15 protein-coding genes are annotated in these 15,733 nt (G+C 51.1%); 10 read left to right on the top strand and 5 right to left on the bottom strand.

The annotated features are described in order from the left end of the window. Positions 1–69 precede the first annotated feature (69 nt). The 4 genes from clpX to bolA all read right to left on the bottom strand — a co-directional run bounded on the left by clpX (position 70) and on the right by bolA (position 4,298). Positions 70–1,344, bottom strand: a complete 1,275-nt coding sequence (gene clpX / locus ACJHXB_RS07185; RefSeq protein WP_000130305.1) for an ATP-dependent protease ATP-binding subunit ClpX — start codon at positions 1,342–1,344, stop codon at positions 70–72. A 125-nt stretch (positions 1,345–1,469) separates the two neighbouring features. After that, the gene (gene clpP, locus ACJHXB_RS07190) at positions 1,470–2,093 is read right to left on the bottom strand and encodes an ATP-dependent Clp endopeptidase proteolytic subunit ClpP (protein WP_000122253.1); all 624 of its coding nucleotides are present in this window, start codon (positions 2,091–2,093) and stop codon (positions 1,470–1,472) included. Between the two features lie 245 nt (positions 2,094–2,338). After that, complete coding sequence (gene tig, locus ACJHXB_RS07195) at positions 2,339–3,637, bottom strand: trigger factor (protein ID WP_001198386.1); 1,299 nt, start codon at positions 3,635–3,637, stop codon at positions 2,339–2,341. Positions 3,638–3,980: 343 nt separating this feature from the next. Continuing rightward, on the bottom strand, positions 3,981–4,298 hold the full coding sequence (gene bolA, locus ACJHXB_RS07200) for a transcriptional regulator BolA (RefSeq protein WP_000973448.1): 318 nt from the start codon (positions 4,296–4,298) through the stop codon (positions 3,981–3,983). A 304-nt stretch (positions 4,299–4,602) separates the two neighbouring features. Between bolA and ACJHXB_RS07205 the strand changes: the two genes are divergently transcribed. The 8 genes from ACJHXB_RS07205 (at position 4,603) to ACJHXB_RS07240 (ending at position 13,468) form a co-directional block, all read left to right on the top strand. After that, entirely contained in the window at positions 4,603–5,181 is a 579-nt protein-coding gene (locus ACJHXB_RS07205) for a lipoprotein (protein ID WP_000473501.1), read from the top strand. A gap of 43 nt (positions 5,182–5,224) precedes the next feature. Further along, positions 5,225–6,700 carry a muropeptide MFS transporter AmpG gene (ampG, locus tag ACJHXB_RS07210; RefSeq protein WP_000098451.1) on the top strand — a complete coding sequence of 492 codons (1,476 nt, stop codon included), beginning with the start codon at positions 5,225–5,227 and terminating at the stop codon, positions 6,698–6,700. Positions 6,701–7,159: 459 nt separating this feature from the next. Beyond that, positions 7,160–8,107 carry a cytochrome o ubiquinol oxidase subunit II gene (gene cyoA / locus ACJHXB_RS07215; protein WP_001239436.1) on the top strand — a complete coding sequence of 316 codons (948 nt, stop codon included), beginning with the start codon at positions 7,160–7,162 and terminating at the stop codon, positions 8,105–8,107. Positions 8,108–8,128: 21 nt separating this feature from the next. Next, positions 8,129–10,120: a cytochrome o ubiquinol oxidase subunit I gene (cyoB, locus tag ACJHXB_RS07220; protein WP_000467180.1), complete on the top strand. Its 1,992-nt coding sequence runs from the start codon at positions 8,129–8,131 to the stop codon at positions 10,118–10,120. Next, positions 10,110–10,724 (top strand): cytochrome o ubiquinol oxidase subunit III, encoded by a 615-nt coding sequence (locus tag ACJHXB_RS07225; protein ID WP_000179819.1) that lies wholly within the window; start codon positions 10,110–10,112, stop codon positions 10,722–10,724. Before cyoB ends, ACJHXB_RS07225 begins: the two co-directional genes overlap by 11 nt. Then, positions 10,724–11,053 carry a cytochrome o ubiquinol oxidase subunit IV gene (locus ACJHXB_RS07230; protein ID WP_000019869.1) on the top strand — a complete coding sequence of 110 codons (330 nt, stop codon included), beginning with the start codon at positions 10,724–10,726 and terminating at the stop codon, positions 11,051–11,053. The genes ACJHXB_RS07225 and ACJHXB_RS07230 overlap by 1 nt, the downstream gene beginning before the upstream one ends. Before the next feature lie 11 nt (positions 11,054–11,064). Next, positions 11,065–11,955 (top strand): heme o synthase, encoded by an 891-nt coding sequence (cyoE, locus tag ACJHXB_RS07235; protein WP_000971336.1) that lies wholly within the window; start codon positions 11,065–11,067, stop codon positions 11,953–11,955. A gap of 148 nt (positions 11,956–12,103) precedes the next feature. After that, positions 12,104–13,468: an MFS transporter gene (locus ACJHXB_RS07240; RefSeq protein WP_001000953.1), complete on the top strand. Its 1,365-nt coding sequence runs from the start codon at positions 12,104–12,106 to the stop codon at positions 13,466–13,468. 127 nt (positions 13,469–13,595) lie between these two features. On the opposite strand, the gene yajQ is transcribed toward ACJHXB_RS07240, so the two are convergent. Then, positions 13,596–14,087, bottom strand: coding sequence for a nucleotide binding protein YajQ (gene yajQ, locus ACJHXB_RS07245; RefSeq protein ID WP_001138904.1), 492 nt, complete (start codon positions 14,085–14,087; stop codon positions 13,596–13,598). 167 nt (positions 14,088–14,254) lie between these two features. Here yajQ and panE point away from each other — a divergent pair, with 167 nt between their 5' ends. Both panE and yajL read left to right on the top strand, forming a co-directional pair. Continuing rightward, positions 14,255–15,166: a 2-dehydropantoate 2-reductase gene (gene panE / locus ACJHXB_RS07250; protein WP_000705866.1), complete on the top strand. Its 912-nt coding sequence runs from the start codon at positions 14,255–14,257 to the stop codon at positions 15,164–15,166. Continuing rightward, on the top strand, positions 15,129–15,719 hold the full coding sequence (yajL, locus tag ACJHXB_RS07255) for a protein deglycase YajL (protein WP_001276301.1): 591 nt from the start codon (positions 15,129–15,131) through the stop codon (positions 15,717–15,719). The genes panE and yajL overlap by 38 nt, the downstream gene beginning before the upstream one ends. The last annotated feature ends 14 nt before the right edge of the window (positions 15,720–15,733 follow it).

Raw genomic sequence — 15,733 nt, forward strand, 5'->3', positions numbered from 1 at the left:
ATAGAGGAAAAATTAAAGGGGAGATAAAATCCCCCCTTTTTGGTTAACTAATTGTATGGGAATGGTTAATTATTCACCAGATGCCTGTTGCGCTTCCGGCTTGCCATAAATCAGCAACGGCTTGCTTTGACCATCAATTACCGATTCGTCGATAACCACTTTTTCGACGTCTTCCATGGACGGCAGATCGTACATGGTATCGAGCAGTGCGGCTTCTACGATGGAACGCAGGCCACGGGCACCGGTTTTACGAGCCATCGCTTTCTTAGCGATAGCATCCAGCGCCTCGTCACGGAATTCCAGATCCACGCCTTCCAGATTAAACAGCGCCTGATACTGCTTGGTCAGGGCGTTTTTCGGCTCTTTGAGGATCTGAATCAGAGCTTCTTCGCTCAGTTCATTCAACGTTGCTACAACCGGCAGACGACCAATGAACTCAGGGATCAGACCAAACTTGATCAGATCTTCCGGTTCAACCTGCGCCAGCAGCTCGCCTTCGCTTGCTTTGTCGGACTTCGCTTTTACCGTCGCGCCAAAACCAATGCCGGAGCCGGTTTCTACACGATGGGAAATCACTTTATCCAGACCGGCAAACGCACCGCCACAGATAAACAGGATCTTAGAGGTATCAACCTGCAAGAATTCCTGCTGCGGATGTTTACGCCCACCTTGCGGTGGAACAGCAGCTACCGTACCTTCGATCAGTTTCAACAGTGCCTGCTGTACGCCTTCACCGGAAACGTCTCGGGTAATGGACGGGTTGTCTGACTTGCGAGAAATCTTGTCGATTTCATCGATGTAGACAATCCCGCGCTGCGCTTTCTGTACGTCGTAATCGCACTTCTGCAACAGCTTCTGAATGATGTTTTCAACGTCTTCGCCCACATAACCGGCTTCGGTCAGCGTGGTTGCGTCGGCCATGGTGAACGGGACGTCCAGCAGGCGCGCCAGCGTTTCGGCCAGCAGCGTTTTACCGGAACCGGTCGGACCGATCAGCAGAATGTTACTTTTGCCCAACTCGACACCATTGCTGGTATCGCCGTTGCGCAGACGTTTGTAATGGTTGTATACCGCGACCGCCAGCACTTTTTTCGCCTGTTCCTGGCCGATAACGTAATCGTCCAGGTGGTTACGAATTTCATGCGGCGTCGGTAGCGCACTGCGTTCACGATGCGGTGCAACTTCTTTAATCTCTTCGCGAATGATGTCGTTACATAAATCAACACATTCGTCGCAGATATACACGGATGGACCGGCAATCAGCTTGCGCACTTCATGCTGGCTTTTGCCGCAAAAAGAGCAATACAGCAATTTGCCTGAGCCATCTTTGCGTTTATCTGTCATGGGTCAAAACCTCTTCTTTGTTCTTTGTGCCGCACACGACGACGCAAATGCCATTCTCAGGCGCAAGCCGCTTACAGCGTTGTGCCGCCCTGGATAAGTATAGCGGCACAGTTGCGCCTCTGGCATCAATTACGATGGGTCAGAATCGAATCGACCAGACCGTATTCCACCGCTTCAGGGGCGGAAAGGAAGCGATCGCGCTCGGTATCACGTTCAATCTGTTCTAATGATTGACCCGTATGAAGCGCCATAAGTTCATTCATGCGCCCTTTAACTTTCAGAATTTCACGGGCATGAATTTCGATATCGGTCGCCTGGCCCTGGTAGCCGCCCAACGGCTGGTGAATCATCACGCGCGAATTCGGCAGGCAGAAACGTTTACCTTTTGCCCCTGCAGTCAGCAAGAAAGCGCCCATCGAAGCCGCCTGGCCCATACAGATGGTGCTGACATCAGGCTTGATAAACTGCATGGTGTCATAGATAGACATCCCGGCAGTGATCACCCCGCCTGGGGAGTTAATGTACAGATAGATATCTTTTTCTGGGTTTTCTGCTTCCAGGAACAGCATCTGCGCCACAATCAGGTTAGCCATATGGTCTTCAACCTGGCCAGTCAGAAAAATGACGCGTTCCTTAAGTAGACGAGAATAGATATCAAAAGAGCGCTCACCACGTGAGGTCTGTTCAATGACCATCGGCACCAGCGCCATATGGGGTGCAAAGTTATCTCGTTCGCCGCTGTATGACATTTCCGTCTCCTGGATAAAATTGAAAAAACCTGCTGTACCGATTGTAACCTTATGGACGGATTATCAGCTAGTCCCTGTGTTATGGGTACGGCATCACCATATTTCAAGCATAACAATCTTTTGTTGTTACGCTAACACCGAAAGAGGCTTTTCGCACGGTTCCATGCAAAATTCATGACAAAAAAAAGCCCACCACCTGGCGGTGACGGGCCTTTGTGCGAATTTAGCGCGTTATGCTGCGTAAATTACGCCTGCTGGTTCATCAGCTCGTTGAAAGTGGTTTCTTTTTCAGTCACTTTCGCTTTCGCCAGTACAGCTTCAACAGCCTGTTCTTCCAGAGCAACATTGCGCATGTTGTCCATCAGTTCTTTGTTTTTGCTGTAGAACTCGATAACTTCTTTCGGATCTTCGTACGCAGAAGCCATCTCTTCGATCAGGCCTTTCACGCGCTCTTCGTCAGCTTTCAGCTCGTTGGTGCGGATAACTTCGCCCAGCAGCAGGCCAACAACTACGCGGCGTTTAGCCTGTTCTTCGAACAGTTCGCGCGGCAGTTCCAGAGCTTGTTTTTCGTTGCCACCGAAACGCTGTGCAGCCTGACGACGCAGAACGTCGATTTCACTGTCGATCAGCGCAGCCGGTACGTCGATGTCGTTAGCTTTTACCAGACCTTCGATCGCCTGAGACTTAACGCGGTTACGGATGGCGCTCTTCAGCTCGCGCTCCATGTTTTTACGCACTTCAGCGCGCAGACCTTCTACGGAACCATCTTCAACGCCGAAACGTTTGATGAATTCTGCAGTCAGTTCCGGCAGTTCACGCTCTTCAACTTTCTTCAGGTTGATAGCGAATTTCGCTGCTTTACCTTTCAGGTTTTCTGCGTGGTATTCTTCCGGGAAGGTCACGTCGATGGTGAACTCTTCGCCAGCTTTGTGGCCTTTGATACCGTCTTCAAAGCCCGGGATCATACGACCCTGGCCCATCGCCAGTACGAAATCAGACGCTTTACCGCCTTCGAACTCTTCGCCGTCTACAGAACCGGTGAAGTCGATGGTTACGCGGTCTTCTGCTTCAACAGCGCCGTCTTTTTCTTTCCAGGTCGCCTGCTGTTTACGCAGAGTATCCAGCATGCCGTCAACGTCAGCGTCGGTCACTTCAACGATCGGTTTTTCAACTTCGATCGCTTCCAGACCCTGCAGTTCAACTTCCGGATAAACTTCAAACTCTACAGAGTAGGTGAAGTCTTCACCCAGCTTGTATTCGCCCGGAACATAAGTCGGTGCGCCAGCCGGATTGATTTTTTCTTTAATGATGGCGTCAATGAAGTTACGGCTCATCAGGTCACCCAGAACGTCCTGGCGTACAGACGCGCCATAACGCTGAGCAACGATATTCATTGGCACTTTGCCTTTGCGGAAGCCGTCAATACGTACTTTTTTCGCAACGTTGACCAGCTCGCTTTTAACAGCGGTCTCGATGCTGTCAGCAGCGATAGTAATCGTTACACGGCGGCCAAGGCCTTGAGTGGTTTCAACTGAAACTTGCATCTTGTTACCTCAAAAAATCACAGTGCTCGGTCAACTCTTACCCCGCAAGCACAGGTTGTTGGCTTCGCGGAACCGGGATGTTCTTATAATCAATCACATTCCCTGTTACCAGAATCATCCCGAAAGCATTCAAATAGGACGCGGCATTATAGCGGCATCACTTTTATGAGTCGAGAACGGTTATTGCGCGCTGTCGCGTATTTTTTCACAATTCCCGGGCAATTTTCGTCTGAATGCTGGGCAAAAAGCGCAAAATCCAGACAAAACAAAACGGCCCGCAGGCCGTTTTTCATAAAATCTTTAGCAACATACTGGAAAAGCGCCGACAGTTGCAAATGCGTTTTTACGCGATGCTTCCTGCTCCACGACAGGGAGGAGAGGCAAAGACGGTGTCCTGCAACCCTTCCCACTCCTTAATAGTGTAAGTATGCAGAGCCAGCGCATGAACGGTAGTAGAGAGTTCCTCCGCTAAAGTACTGTAAATCATTCGATGACGATTCAGAAAACGTTCACCCGTAAAACGATCGCTGACCAGCACAACTTTAAAATGGCTTTCAGAGCCGGCTGGGACATTGTGACGATAGCTTTCATCCACTACTTCGAGGAATACGGGTTGGAACGCCGCCCTTAATTTTTCTTCTATCCGCTCACGTATCATCATGAAATATCTCCTCCGACAACGCTGAGATGTCATCCATCCCTTTAAATACTAGCCGCTTTTACCGTTTCCATTGCAGCTTAACAACAAATATTTAGGTTTCGTCCTGGTTTTTCTGTCAAGCGTATGAAGTTTACTGATTTAAAGATTGAAACACAGGCCTCGCATCAGCGTTTCTTTTACCAGGGGCGATTATTTCGTCAACATGATGAATTTACATGCCTTACCCACTTCCCCTCGCCGTTGGCAATGTTATGATGGCGGGAATTTTTACCAAACACGCTTAAGAGTCTCTGAGAGCCCGAACATGTTCAAAAAAATCCTCTTCCCGTTAGTTGCTCTGTTTATGCTTGCAGGATGCGCAAAACCGCCAACAACTATTGAAGTTTCCCCGACGATGACACTGCCACAGCAGGATCCAAGCCTGATGGGCGTCACCGTAAGCATTAATGGTGCCGATCAGCGTACCGATCAGGCGCTGGCAAAAGTCACCCGCGATAATCAAATCGTTACCCTGACCGCCTCCCGCGATCTGCGTTTCCTGCTGCAAGAAGTGCTGGAAAAACAGATGACCGCGCGTGGTTACATGGTTGGTCCGAATGGCCCGGTTAATCTGCAAATCATCGTTAGCCAACTGTATGCTGACGTGTCCCAGGGCAACGTGCGCTACAACATCGCTACTAAAGCGGATATTGCCATCATCGCTACCGCGCAGAATGGCAACAAAATGACCAAAAACTATCGTGCCAGCTACAACGTTGAAGGTGCGTTCCAGGCCTCCAACAAAAATATCGCCGATGCGGTTAACAGTGTGCTGACCGATACCATCGCTGATATGTCTCAGGACACCAGCATCCACGAATTCATCAAGCAGAACGCGCGTTAATTTCTGCCCTCTGGCCCGGTGCAAGCCGGGCCTGTAGACGCCCATGTCCAGTCAATATTTACGTATTTTTCAACAGCCGCGTTCAGCCATATTGCTGATCCTGGGTTTTGCTTCCGGGCTACCGCTCGCCCTGACATCCGGCACCTTACAGGCCTGGATGACGGTCGAGAATATCGACCTCAAAACCATTGGTTTCTTCTCGCTGGTAGGCCAGGCTTACGTTTTTAAATTCCTCTGGTCACCGCTGATGGACCGCTACACGCCCCCATTTTTCGGGCGGCGGCGCGGTTGGCTGCTCGCCACGCAAATTCTGTTATTAGTCGCCATTGCGGCGATGGGTTTTCTCGAACCAGGCACCCAGCTCCGCTGGATGGCGGCACTGGCGGTGGTGATCGCTTTTTGCTCTGCCTCCCAGGATATTGTCTTCGATGCGTGGAAAACCGATGTGCTCCCGGCAGAAGAACGTGGTGCGGGCGCGGCAATCAGCGTGCTGGGTTACCGTTTAGGGATGCTGGTTTCCGGCGGCTTAGCCCTGTGGCTGGCAGATAAATGGCTGGGCTGGCAGGGCATGTACTGGTTGATGGCGGCGCTGTTGCTCCCCTGTATTATTGCGACGTTACTTGCACCAGAACCAACCGACACCATTCCAGTGCCCAAAACGCTGGAACAAGCGGTTGTTGCACCTCTGCGCGATTTCTTTGGTCGCAATAATGCCTGGCTTATTTTGCTTCTTATCGTGCTGTATAAGCTGGGCGACGCATTCGCCATGAGCCTGACAACCACGTTTTTGATTCGTGGCGTCGGGTTTGATGCGGGTGAAGTAGGCGTGGTTAACAAAACGCTTGGCTTACTGGCGACCATTGTTGGCGCATTGTACGGTGGGATTTTGATGCAGCGCCTGTCACTGTTCCGGGCGCTGCTGATTTTCGGTATTTTACAAGGTGCGTCTAACGCCGGTTACTGGCTACTGTCGATTACTGATAAGCATCTCTACAGCATGGGCGCAGCCGTCTTTTTCGAAAACCTCTGTGGCGGGATGGGTACATCAGCCTTTGTCGCGCTGTTAATGACGCTGTGTAATAAGTCATTTTCCGCTACTCAATTTGCCCTGCTCTCAGCGCTTTCTGCTGTAGGACGAGTTTATGTCGGCCCCGTGGCGGGTTGGTTTGTTGAAGCACACGGCTGGTCGACATTCTATCTGTTCTCCGTCGCCGCTGCCGTACCAGGGCTTATTTTGCTGCTGATTTGTCGCCAGACGCTTGAATATACACGAGTAAATGACAACTTTATCTCCCGTACCGAATATCCGGCAGGTTATGCCTTTGCCATGTGGACACTGGCGGCGGGCATCAGCCTGTTGGCCGTGTGGTTACTGCTGTTGACGATGGACGCGCTGGATTTGACGCACTTCTCTTTCCTGCCTGCGCTGCTGGAAGTCGGGGTTTTAGTCGCCCTTTCTGGCGTCGTGCTTGGTGGTTTACTGGATTATCTGGCGCTACGAAAAACGCATCTGACGTAATCTGTAAATATTATTTAGCCGTAGTAATCACTCGCCGTAATTATTACGGCCAAATAAACATCAGCATCGCTTATTAATATTTGTTCTTTTGTGCGGCTTAGCGTCTGGAAATTATTGACGCCATTTATGAATTCTATTTTTCTTACACGATTCAGCTAATGAGTCTTTATTTTCTCACTACCCAGTTGTCACCTTAATGATAATTATTTGTTAAATAATTGTTTTATTTCGCATTGGTTATACCAATTGCCCGCCCAGACTCCTTCTGCACTCCCCTTTTGTTATAACGCCCTTTTGCAACAGCTTCTTAAAATCAACCTGATATGTTTTGCAACATATGTGACCTGGAAGCCAAATCCAAGTAACAGGAATTTAATCATGTTTACAGTAATGTAACCTTCCCGTAAAATGCCCACACACTTTAAACGCCACCAGATCCCGTGGAATTGAGGTCGTTAAATGAGACTCAGGAAATACAATAAAAGTTTGGGATGGTTGTCATTATTTGCAGGCACTGTATTGCTCAGTGGCTGTAATTCTGCGCTGTTAGATCCCAAAGGACAGATTGGTCTGGAGCAACGTTCACTGATACTGACGGCATTTGGCCTGATGTTGATTGTCGTTATTCCCGCAATCTTGATGGCTGTTGGTTTCGCCTGGAAGTACCGTGCGAGCAATAAAGATGCTAAGTACAGCCCGAACTGGTCACACTCCAATAAAGTGGAAGCTGTGGTCTGGACGGTACCTATCTTAATCATCATCTTCCTTGCGGTACTGACCTGGAAAACCACTCACGCTCTTGAGCCTAGCAAGCCGCTGGCACACGACGAGAAGCCCATTACCATCGAAGTGGTTTCCATGGACTGGAAATGGTTCTTCATCTACCCGGAACAGGGCATTGCTACCGTGAATGAAATCGCTTTCCCGGCGAACACTCCGGTGTACTTCAAAGTGACCTCCAACTCCGTGATGAACTCCTTCTTCATTCCGCGTCTGGGTAGCCAGATTTATGCCATGGCCGGTATGCAGACTCGCCTGCATCTGATCGCCAACGAACCCGGTACTTATGACGGTATCTCCGCCAGCTACAGCGGCCCGGGCTTCTCAGGCATGAAGTTCAAAGCTATTGCAACACCGGATCGCGCCGCATTCGACCAGTGGGTCGCAAAAGCGAAACAGTCGCCGAACACCATGTCTGACATGGCAGCGTTCGAAAAACTGGCCGCGCCTAGCGAATACAACCAGGTGGAATATTTCTCCAACGTGAAACCAGACTTGTTTGCCGATGTGATTAACAAGTTTATGGCTCACGGTAAGAGCATGGACATGACCCAGCCAGAAGGTGAGCACAGCGCACATGAAGGTATGGAAGGCATGGACATGAGCCACGCGGAATCCGCCCATTAAAGGGGTTGAGGAAGAATAAAGATGTTCGGAAAATTATCACTTGATGCAGTCCCGTTCCATGAACCTATCGTCATGGTTACGATCGCTGGCATTATTTTGGGAGGTCTGGCGCTCGTTGGCCTGATCACTTACTTCGGTAAGTGGACCTACCTGTGGAAAGAGTGGCTGACCTCCGTCGACCATAAACGCCTCGGTATCATGTATATCATCGTGGCGATTGTGATGTTGCTGCGTGGTTTTGCTGACGCCATTATGATGCGTAGCCAGCAGGCCCTTGCCTCGGCGGGCGAAGCGGGCTTCCTGCCACCTCACCACTACGATCAGATCTTCACCGCGCACGGCGTGATTATGATCTTCTTCGTGGCGATGCCTTTCGTTATCGGTCTGATGAACCTGGTGGTTCCGCTGCAGATCGGCGCGCGTGACGTTGCGTTCCCGTTCCTCAACAACCTAAGCTTCTGGTTTACCGTTGTTGGTGTGATTCTGGTTAACGTTTCTCTCGGCGTGGGCGAATTTGCGCAGACCGGCTGGCTGGCCTATCCACCGCTATCGGGAATAGAGTACAGTCCGGGAGTCGGTGTCGATTACTGGATATGGAGTCTCCAGCTATCCGGTATAGGTACAACGCTTACCGGTATCAACTTCTTCGTTACCATTCTGAAGATGCGCGCACCGGGCATGACCATGTTCAAGATGCCAGTATTTACCTGGGCATCACTGTGCGCGAACGTACTGATTATTGCTTCCTTCCCAATTCTGACGGTTACCGTTGCGTTGTTGACCCTGGATCGCTATCTGGGCACCCATTTCTTTACCAACGATATGGGTGGCAACATGATGATGTACATCAACCTGATTTGGGCCTGGGGCCACCCGGAAGTTTACATCCTGATCCTGCCTGTTTTCGGTGTGTTCTCCGAAATTGCGGCAACCTTCTCGCGTAAACGTCTGTTTGGTTATACCTCGCTGGTATGGGCAACCGTCTGTATCACCGTGCTGTCGTTCATCGTCTGGCTGCACCACTTCTTTACGATGGGTGCGGGCGCGAACGTAAACGCCTTCTTTGGTATCACCACCATGATTATCGCCATCCCGACCGGGGTGAAGATCTTCAACTGGCTGTTCACCATGTATCAGGGCCGCATCGTGTTCCATTCTGCGATGCTGTGGACCATCGGTTTTATCGTCACCTTCTCGGTAGGCGGTATGACTGGCGTGCTGCTGGCAGTACCGGGCGCGGACTTCGTTCTGCATAACAGCCTGTTCCTGATTGCGCACTTCCATAACGTGATCATCGGCGGCGTGGTCTTCGGCTGCTTCGCAGGGATGACCTACTGGTGGCCTAAAGCGTTCGGTTTCAAACTGAACGAAACCTGGGGTAAACGCGCGTTCTGGTTCTGGATCATCGGCTTCTTCGTTGCCTTTATGCCGCTGTATGCGCTGGGCTTCATGGGCATGACCCGTCGTTTGAGCCAGCAGATTGACCCGCAGTTCCACACCATGCTGATGATTGCAGCCAGCGGTGCAGTACTGATTGCGCTGGGTATTCTCTGCCTCGTTATTCAGATGTACGTTTCTATTCGTGACCGCGACCAGAACCGTGACCTGACTGGCGACCCGTGGGGTGGCCGTACGCTGGAGTGGGCAACCTCTTCCCCGCCTCCGTTCTATAACTTTGCCGTTGTGCCGCACGTTCACGAGCGTGATGCATTCTGGGAAATGAAAGAGAAAGGCGAAGCGTACAAAAAGCCTGACCACTATGAAGAAATTCATATGCCGAAAAACAGCGGTGCAGGTATCGTCATTGCAGCTTTCTCCACCATCTTCGGTTTCGCCATGATCTGGCATATCTGGTGGCTGGCGATTGTTGGCTTCGCAGGCATGATCATCACCTGGATCGTGAAAAGCTTCGACGAGGACGTGGATTACTACGTGCCGGTGGCAGAAATCGAAAAACTGGAAAACCAGCATTTCGATGAGATTACTAAGGCAGGGCTGAAAAATGGCAACTGATACTTTGACGCACGCGACTGCCCACGCGCACGAACACGGGCACCACGATGCAGGCGGAACCAAAATCTTCGGATTTTGGATCTACCTGATGAGCGACTGCATTCTGTTCTCTATCTTGTTTGCTACCTATGCCGTTCTGGTGAACGGCACCGCAGGCGGCCCGACAGGTAAGGACATTTTCGAACTGCCGTTCGTTCTGGTTGAAACTTTCTTGCTGTTGTTCAGCTCCATCACCTACGGCATGGCGGCTATCGCCATGTACAAAAACAACAAAAGCCAGGTTATCTCCTGGCTGGCGTTGACCTGGTTGTTTGGTGCCGGATTTATTGGGATGGAAATCTATGAATTCCATCACCTGATTGTTAACGGCATGGGTCCGGATCGCAGCGGCTTCCTGTCAGCGTTCTTTGCGTTGGTCGGCACGCACGGTCTGCACGTCACTTCCGGTCTTATCTGGATGGCGGTGCTGATGGTGCAAATCGCCCGTCGCGGCCTGACCAGCACTAACCGTACCCGCATCATGTGCCTGAGCCTGTTCTGGCACTTCCTGGATGTGGTTTGGATCTGTGTGTTCACTGTTGTTTATCTGATGGGGGCGATGTAATGAGTCATTCTACCGATCACAGCGGCGCGTCCCATGGCAGCGTAAAAACCTACATGACAGGCTTTATCCTGTCGATCATTCTGACGGTGATTCCGTTCTGGATGGTGATGACAGGAGCTGCCTCTCCGGCCGTAATTCTGGGAACAATCCTGGCAATGGCAGTGGTACAGGTTCTGGTGCATCTGGTGTGCTTCCTGCACATGAATACCAAATCAGATGAAGGCTGGAACATGACGGCGTTTGTCTTCACCGTGCTAATCATCGCTATCCTGGTTGTAGGCTCCATCTGGATTATGTGGAACCTCAACTACAACATGATGATGCACTAAGAGCGGCGGTTATGATGTTTAAGCAATACCTGCAAGTAACGAAACCAGGCATCATCTTTGGCAACCTGATCTCGGTGATTGGGGGATTCCTGCTGGCCTCAAAGGGCAGCATTGATTATCCCCTGTTTATCTACACGCTGGTTGGGGTGTCACTGGTTGTGGCGTCGGGTTGTGTGTTTAACAACTACATCGACAGGGATATCGACAGAAAGATGGAAAGGACGAAGAATCGGGTGCTGGTTAAAGGCCTGATCTCTCCTGCTGTCTCGCTGGTGTACGCCACCTTGCTGGGTATTGCTGGCTTTATGCTGCTGTGGTTTGGCGCGAATCCGCTGGCCTGCTGGCTGGGGGTGATGGGCTTTGTGGTTTACGTCGGCGTTTATAGCCTGTACATGAAACGCCACTCAGTCTACGGCACATTGATTGGTTCGCTCTCCGGCGCTGCGCCGCCGGTGATCGGCTACTGTGCAGTAACCGGCGAGTTCGATAGTGGCGCAGCGATCCTGCTTGCTATCTTCAGTCTGTGGCAGATGCCTCACTCCTATGCCATCGCCATTTTCCGCTTTAAGGATTACCAGGCGGCAAACATTCCGGTATTGCCAGTGGTAAAAGGCATTTCGGTGGCGAAGAATCACATCACGCTGTATATCATCGCCTTTGCCGTTGCCACGCTGATGCTCTCTCTTGGCGGTTACGCTGGGTATAAATATCTGGTAGTCGCCGCGGCGGTGAGCGTCTGGTGGTTAGGCATGGCTCTGCGCGGTTATAAAGTTGCTGATGACAGAATCTGGGCGCGCAAGCTGTTCGGCTTCTCTATCATCGCCATCACTGCCCTCTCGGTGATGATGTCCGTTGATTTTATGGTGCCGGACTCGCATACGCTGCTGGCTGCTGTGTGGTAACACAACCTCTCAGTTAAAAAGGTGCTACGGCACCTTTTTTCTTAGCATTAGAATCATATCCCTCTCGAAATATTTACTAAAAAATCCGCATGTTTACCCCATTCGTTTGCCGCTTTACACTAGTCGCGAATTTAAAACAGAGGTGGTAATGAACGATTATAAAATGACGCCAGGTGAGCGACGCGCGACCTGGGGTTTAGGGACCGTATTCTCGTTGCGCATGCTGGGCATGTTCATGGTTCTGCCGGTTCTGACCACGTACGGCATGGCTCTGCAAGGTGCCAGCGAAGCATTAATCGGTATTGCCATTGGTATTTATGGTCTGACTCAGGCCGTTTTTCAGATTCCGTTTGGCCTGCTTTCCGACCGCATTGGTCGCAAACCATTAATTGTCGGTGGGCTGGCAGTGTTTGCCGCCGGTAGCGTTATCGCTGCGCTCTCTGACTCCATCTGGGGAATTATTCTGGGCCGGGCGCTACAAGGCTCCGGTGCGATTGCCGCTGCCGTTATGGCGCTGCTTTCCGATCTCACGCGCGAACAAAACCGCACCAAAGCAATGGCGTTTATCGGCGTGAGCTTTGGCATTACCTTTGCCATTGCGATGGTGCTTGGCCCGATCATCACTCACAAACTTGGGCTGCACGCGCTGTTCTGGATGATCGCTATTCTGGCAACGACCGGCATTGCGTTGACCATTTGGGTTGTGCCCAACAGTAGCACTCACGTACTTAATCGTGAGTCCGGAATGGTGAAAGGCAGTTTCAGTAAAGTGCTGGCGGAACCGCGGCTGCTGAAACTCAACTTTGGCATTATGTGTCTGCATATTTTGCTGATGTCGACGTTTGTTGCCCTGCCCGGACAACTGGCTGATGCGGGGTTCCCGGCGGCTGAACACTGGAAGGTCTATCTGGCGACAATGCTAATCGCCTTTGGCTCGGTCGTGCCTTTCATTATCTACGCTGAAGTTAAGCGCAAAATGAAGCAAGTCTTTGTCTTCTGCGTTGGGTTGATCGTGGTTGCGGAAATTGTGTTGTGGAACGCACAAACGCAGTTCTGGCAACTGGTGGTCGGCGTGCAGCTTTTCTTTGTAGCGTTTAATTTGATGGAAGCCCTTCTGCCTTCACTTATCAGTAAAGAGTCGCCAGCAGGTTACAAAGGTACGGCGATGGGTGTTTACTCCACCAGCCAGTTTCTTGGCGTGGCGATTGGCGGTTCGCTGGGCGGCTGGATTGACGGCATGTTTGACGGTCAGGGAGTATTTCTCGCTGGCGCAATGCTGGCCGCAGTGTGGCTGGCAGTCGCCAGTACCATGAAAGAACCGCCGTATGTCAGCAGCTTGCGCATTGAAATCCCGGCGGACATTGCCGCAAACGAGGCGTTAAAAGTGCGTTTGCTGGAAACCGCGGGCGTCAAAGAAGTGTTGATTGCAGAAGAAGAACATTCAGCTTATGTGAAAATCGACAGCAAAGTGACGAATCGCTTTGAGGTTGAACAGGCAATTCGTCAGGCATAAAAAACGAGGCGAATTGCCTGCTGCGCTACGCTTACCAGGCCTACAAAGTTCTTGAGTTACAAATCGTTGTAGGCCGAATTAGCTGTTCATGCTGCATTCGGCATGAACAAAACGCACATTGTCGCGATTAATCGCGGAAGTTTTTGAACTGGAACGGCTGACCCAGATCGCCACCACGTACCATCGCCATGACAGCCTGCAAATCATCACGAGATTTACCCGTTACGCGGATCTCATCACCCTGAATTTGCGCCTGCACTTTCAGTTTGCTGTCTTTGATCATCTTGACGATTTTCTTCTGGGTCGCACTCTCAATGCCCTGTTTCAGTTTCGCTTCCACAAACCAGGTTTTACCGCTATGAACGATATTTTCCGGTACATCCAGCGAACTGCCTTCAATGCCGCGCTTCAGCAGCTTGGCACGCAGAATATCCAGCAACTGATTGACCTGGAAATCGGACTCGCTCAACACTTTGATGGTTTTGCTGGCGTCGTTCAGCTCAAATGAGGCTTCAACATTACGGAAGTCAAAACGGGACTCCACTTCGCGGCTCGCGTTATCGACCGCGTTACGTGCTTCCTGAAGATCAACTTCAGAGACAATATCGAAAGATGGCATCTTTTCCTCTCCCTTCATTTTTGATGCGAAGCATAATACCTGCAAAGTTAAATAACCAACAGTCCTGCACCAGGATGTATCCCTTAATTGTGCATAGTCGCAACAGCATGCACAATTAAGGGATAGCCTTATTGAACACCCGGAGTGGTTGCGGGTGAGGAGGAAGAATGAAAATTACCGTATTGGGATGCGGTGCCTTAGGGCAATTATGGCTTACAGCACTTTGTAAACAGGGTCACGAAGTTCAGGGCTGGCTGCGCGTACCGCAACCTTATTGTAGTGTGAATCTGGTTGAGACAGATGGTTCGATATTTAACGAATCGCTGACCGCCAACGATCCCGATTTTCTCGCCACCAGCGATCTGCTCCTGGTGACGCTGAAAGCATGGCAGGTTTCCGATGCCGTCAAAAGTCTCGCGTCCACACTGCCTGTAACCACGCCAATACTGTTAATTCACAACGGCATGGGCACCATCGAAGAGTTGCAAAACATTCAGCAGCCATTACTGATGGGCACCACCACCCATGCCGCCCGCCGCGACGGCAATGTCATTATTCATGTGGCAAACGGTATCACGCATATTGGCCCGGCACGGCAACAGGACGGCGATTACAGTTATCTGGCGGATATTTTGCAAACCGTGTTACCTGACGTCGCGTGGCATAACAATATTCGCGCCGAGCTGTGGCGCAAGCTGGCAGTCAACTGTGTGATTAATCCACTGACCGCCATCTGGAATTGCCCGAATGGTGAATTACGTCATCATCCGCAAGAAATTATGCAGATATGCGAAGAAGTCGCGGCAGTGATCGAACGCGAAGGACATCATACTTCAGCAGAAGATTTGCGTGATTACGTGATGCAGGTGATTGATGCCACAGCGGAAAATATCTCGTCGATGTTGCAGGATATCCGTGCGCTGCGCCACACCGAAATCGACTATATCAATGGTTTTCTCTTACGCCGCGCCCGCGCGCATGGGATTACCGTACCGGAAAACACCCGCCTGTTTGAAATGGTAAAAAGAAAGGAGAGTGAATATGAGCGCATCGGCACTGGTTTGCCTCGCCCCTGGTAGTGAAGAGACTGAAGCCGTCACCACTATCGACCTCTTGGTTCGTGGCGGAATCAAAGTCACCACTGCCAGCGTCGCCAGCGATGGCAACCTGGCAATTACCTGCTCGCGCGGCGTGAAGCTGCTGGCGGATGCGCCGCTGGTCGAAGTGGCTGACGGTGAATATGACGTGATCGTGCTGCCTGGTGGTATTAAAGGCGCAGAGTGTTTTCGCGATAGCACACTGCTGGTTGAAACCGTTAAACAGTTCCACCGTTCCGGGCGTATCGTCGCGGCTATTTGCGCCGCGCCAGCCACCGTGCTGGTGCCGCACGATATCTTCCCGATTGGCAATATGACCTGCTTCCCGACGCTGAAAGACAAAATTCCCGCCGAACAATGGCAGGACAAGCGCGTCGTCTGGGATGCACGGGTAAAATTGCTGACCAGCCAGGGGCCGGGTACAGCTATCGACTTTGGTCTGAAAATTATCGACCTGTTGGTTGGGCGTGAAAAAGCCCATGAAGTGGCATCACAACTGGTGATGGCGGCAGGGATTTATAATTATTACGAGTAGTGGCGGATGCGGCA

It is taken from the genome of Escherichia sp. WS3227_2 (assembly GCF_046486495.1).
GTDB classification, from domain to species: domain Bacteria; phylum Pseudomonadota; class Gammaproteobacteria; order Enterobacterales; family Enterobacteriaceae; genus Escherichia; species Escherichia coli.